The sequence below is a fragment of the Mesorhizobium abyssinicae genome (assembly GCF_049887195.1).
Lineage (GTDB): Bacteria > Pseudomonadota > Alphaproteobacteria > Rhizobiales > Rhizobiaceae > Mesorhizobium > Mesorhizobium abyssinicae.
The window spans coordinates 1-4,502 of record NZ_JARAKC010000062.1; the positions used below are offsets into that span (position 1 = coordinate 1).

Consider the following 4,502-nt stretch of genomic DNA (forward strand, 5'->3'; position numbering starts at 1 on the left):
AGTATCCCGGCGACTACCCGGACAAACTGCTTCGAACACTTCAGCGACGGCTGAAGGTCTGGCGCAGCGAACAGGCGGACGCGTTGCTGTTTGGCCCCTTGAACAAGGAGCCGCCGCTCCTGGAGATAAGGCCACACTGAGGCGCCGTGGCGCTCGCGAAGGAGGCCGGGAGCAAAATGGATGAGGCAACGCTTGAATCTCGGGGAGCATCGTTACGTGAGGCAATACGTCCTCTCTCCCGGTTTGTCGCGCTACACGAAAGGGGTGCGCGCTGCGGCCGCCGCATTTTTCACGTATGCTTCATACAAGCTCCGCAAATCATCCAGTCTTTCGAAAATCGCCGAAACTGGAGGACTAGATAGGCCGGGAGGATCCGGTTTCTTCCTTGCAATCATCTCCTGCGGCCTGCGGTCGATTAGCTTCGCGCTTGACCGGCGAAACGGCGATTTTGGCCGCCTGGGTCGCTCCCGTCAGCCCAGCGCCAGATCAACAGGCTATCCAGGCAATGGATGATTGCCATCTATTCAATCGATTGTACTGATCCGTTCGAATCCGCCAATCAGGATTCCGAGCAAAATCGGAAGGGCCGTATTGGCTCTGCGGCGCGTGCGACAATAGCCGCGTAGTCAAATCAGCAATATCTGACCAGCAGCTTCTAACATGCACGCTTCGCGCAGCCTTCCCGATAAAACGACCTCAAAATGCCCGCGAAGAAGGAGTTCGTTGCATGCGTTCACAGGTGCGTTGGAGACTGTGCTGGGAATCGGAATTGGAATTATCCGACCACGCCGAACTGGCAGAGTTCTTCCGAAGTACATACGGAAAGCCCTTTGAAGACAATCGAAGTTGGGTCGGAGCGCGGCCCGAGTTTCGTGCAATCGCGTACGACTCGGGAGGTATAGCCGCTCACATAGGGTTGCTGCGCCGCTTCATTAGGGTTGGCAGCGTTGACCTCCTGGTGGCCGAACTTGGGTTGTATGGGGTGCGTCCCGATCTTGAGAGACTCGGAATTGCCTACTCGATACGCGTTTTGCATCCAGTACTTGACGACTTTGGGGTTCCATTTGGGTTCGGCACCGTTCGACATACGATGCAGAAGTATGTCGCAAGGTTAGGACGAAATGGGCTGGCGGCGGTTTTATCTGGGATTAGTGTGCGGTCCACTCTTCGAGATGCGCGACTCGACCTGCCTCCGACGCGCACCGAAGATGCGCTTGTGGTCGTTGTACCAGTCAAACGGTCAATATCCGATTGGCCGGCCGGGTCGATAGATCGGAACGGGCCAGGGCTATGACGCGCGCAGACTATTTATGGGATGTGCGAAGCGAGTGCGAGGGCGGCGCCAGCAGTCGCAGTGTTTATTTCACCTTTGACGACGGTCCCAATCCACATTGCACACCTCAGATCCTGGATGTGCTGGCGAAGCACCGGATTCGGGCGACTTTCTTCGTCATCGGTGCCTATGTCGTAAACCAGCCCGAACTCATCCAACGAATGGTCGCAGAAGGCCACGAGGTAGGCAACCACACGATGACCCACCCGGATCTCTCCACGTGTGGCCTTGACGAGGTGCAGCGCGAGATATTTGAGACGAACGGCGCTATTATGAAGGCGTGCCCTCAAACCTTGCTTCGATACGTTCGTGCCCCCTACGGGATTTGGACTGAAGAAGTTTTCGCGGCGTCCGCGATCGCTGACTTGGCCGCTCTCCACTGGTCGCTGGACTCGCGCGACTGGTCTCGCCCCGGCGCGGACGTAATTGTCGAAAAAGCCCTAGAGGCCGTAAAGCCCGGCGCAATCATCCTTTTCCATGACGGGTGTCCTCCCGACCGGTTGAGAGCCGGTACAGACGTCGGTATGTGGGACCAAACCACTGTCGCGCTGACCCGGCTAATTCCCGCACTGCTTGAACGAGGTTTCGAAATCTGCCCGCTTCCTGACTTTCAATGAAGCCATTTATTAGCTAAAAAAATGCCTGGCTTTCGAGCACTGCCTTTATTTGTCGCCCCTCCAAGGTTCTCATATGAAGCCTCCCACAAGGATTTTCCTAATCACCTGAGAGTTCTCTTATCGCCTCCGTTTACGCGTTCGGCCATCGGTAAATGAGGGCTCCTGTCTGCGCATCTTGGGAATGGCTCTTCCCTGATCGGCCGGCAGGAGCGTCCGCGGACGGCGAGATCGCCATGCAGTCGATGGAAAGCGTTTCAGCAGCCGGGAAATCATGACGTCGGATCGCTTCGTAGCAAACTGATAGCAGCGAGCTAATTCCGCGAAATCCGTCACAGGGTCGCCGGGTGCAGCGAATGCGCCAGCATTCGGCGCTCGGATCACACCTGCGGCCCTATGCAGCCATGCTAACAGCAACACACGGCTGCGCAACTCGACCGGCCCCGGCGATCGCCTGTTCCTCAATCCCGCACTCAGACCCGCAACTTTCAACCGAGGAACTCTGGCGTCAGCCCCGGTGCCCAACTGGCCACAGCATTTTGTCCGCGTCCGATTGACGACAATCTGTGTTCAGATCCAGACCTCCTGGAGGTTAGGATCAAGCCGGCCAGCGCCAACCCCTCCGATTTGGGGCCGCTGCTCACAACCCTTTTGGTGGCATGCCAATTGCATATTCATAGCCGTGATGCCGTGTTCCGACATGGCCCGTCGCGCAGTCTTTAGCCCAGGAGCTCACATGACATTCGTCCGAACGCAATACAGGCTGCGCATCCCATGGGGCGCCCCAGCTCCGTTGGATCTCGCTGCGATCAGACAGGATCGCCATCCCGCAGACCGCTTTCAGGCGGTCAGATAGGGCTGCCATAAGGGTTCTCGTAAAGCAAACATTCAGGAGAATTTATGACTCGACCACATGAATATCTGCTTCGCCGGCTCTCCCAATGGCACATAACACCAGATCCTCTTCAAATCCGTGATGATCCAAAAGGAAAACGAAAAATGCCTACCTCAGAAAAAGACGATGTGGCGCGCCCGAGCCTCCTGAAATTGCAGTCTCACTGGCCACGAACGATACTTGCTGCCACCGCGTTGGCCATTGTAATGACCGCTCCAGCTCCAGCCGTCACCCAAGACGCTGACAAGCACTACTCCGACCAAAGCTCATCGGTTGGTGAAGGCTGGATAAGTTGTATACTTGGGGCATTGTGCATTGGCGATCCAGAGGTCCTCGACTAGGGTCAGGATCCATTAATTTGTTGAGTTGAAGGCTGGCAGGTGAATCAAGGTGGCAGGAGGATGCTGCCTTGAGTGATTTGCCGATGTTGACGCCGGAGCAGATGCACCGGATCAAGCCCTATTTCCTTTGTCGCATGGTGTTCCGCGAGTGGATGACCGCCGGGTGCTGAGCGGCATCCTGTTGTCCGCAATGGCCTTCGCTGGCGGGACGCCCCAGCCCCGACTACGGTCCGCACAAGACCATCTACAACCGCTTCATCAGCTGGAGCCGGCTGGGTATTCAACCGCATTCTGACAGAACTGGCCGCCCAGGGCGGCGAAACGGACAATCTGATGATTGATGCCACCCATCTCAAAGCGCATCGCACCGCCGCCAGCCTGCTTAAAAAGGGGCTTTACCCCGATGCATCGGACGCAGCCGGGCGGACTGACCAGCAAACTGCAAGTGGTCTGCGACGGCAAGGGGCGCCCGCCGCTGCTGCGTCTGAGCGAAGGGCGGGCCAATGGTCACAAGCCGCAGTGATCGAGGACTTGCCTGCCCCCAAATCGCTGCTCGCCGATCGGGCCTACAGTTCCGCAGCCTTCCGCCAGGCGCTCGTCGAACGCGGCATCACGCCCTGCATCCCGCCCCATGCCAAGCATCGTGTTCAGCACAGCTACGATCCTGTCCTATACCGACAGCGCCACAGGATCGAGAACATGTTCGCACGCATCCAAACCAGGTACGACCGATGTGCTCACACTTTCCTATCGGCGATGGCTCTCGCTGCAGTCTTCATCGTCTGGGTCAATGAGTCCTGACCCTAGTCACCTGAATCTGAAGTTCGGTTCATTGTCTTCTGGCAGAAACGCTTGACCGATGCGAGGATCTGGTCGGCGGATTTGACCCACTTGTATGGGGTGGGGTTTTCGTTGTGGGTTTCGATGAATGCGTCGATGTCGGCCTCCAGTTCTGCGGTGGAACGGTGTACGCCGCGCTGCAACTGCTTTCGCGTCAGCTCGGCGAACCACCGCTCGACCTGATTGATCCAGGATGCCGACGTTGGCGTGAAGTGAACATGCCAGTGTGGGCGGCGCGCAAGCCAGGCCTTGATCCTCGGCGTCTTGTGGGTCGCATAGTTGTCCATCACCAGATGCACGTCCGGCCCATCGGGCATTTCGGCGTCGATCCGCTTCAGGAAATCGAGGAATTCGGTGGCCCGGTGACGCTTGTAGCACTGACCGATCACCGCCCCGGTGGCAACATCTAGCGCGGCAAACAGCGATGTCGTGCCGTTGCGGACATAGGTATGGGTGCGCCGTTCGGCGACGCCCGGCGC

General features: G+C 57.8%; 3 protein-coding genes and 1 pseudogene. 3 read left to right on the forward strand and 1 reads right to left on the reverse strand.

Annotated features, from left to right (window positions below):
• Nucleotides 1-727: 727 nt before the first annotated feature.
• The 3 genes and pseudogenes from PU724_RS33480 (at nucleotide 728) to PU724_RS33490 (ending at nucleotide 3,984) form a co-directional block, all read left to right on the forward strand.
• Entirely contained in the window at nucleotides 728-1,294 is a 567-nt protein-coding gene (locus tag PU724_RS33480) for a NodA family N-acyltransferase (RefSeq protein WP_354426039.1), read from the forward strand.
• Nucleotides 1,291-1,950, forward strand: a complete 660-nt coding sequence (gene nodB / locus PU724_RS33485; RefSeq protein ID WP_354426041.1) for a chitooligosaccharide deacetylase NodB — start codon at nucleotides 1,291-1,293, stop codon at nucleotides 1,948-1,950. The genes PU724_RS33480 and nodB overlap by 4 nt, the downstream gene beginning before the upstream one ends.
• Nucleotides 1,951-3,251: 1,301 nt before the next feature.
• Nucleotides 3,252-3,984 (forward strand): annotated as a pseudogene (locus tag PU724_RS33490) (IS5 family transposase).
• A 2-nt stretch (nucleotides 3,985-3,986) separates the two neighbouring features.
• Here the strand turns inward: PU724_RS33490 and PU724_RS33495 are convergent.
• Nucleotides 3,987-4,502, reverse strand: a 516-nt coding sequence (locus PU724_RS33495; RefSeq protein ID WP_426213813.1) for an IS630 family transposase, incomplete at its 5' end; no start/stop codon positions are given.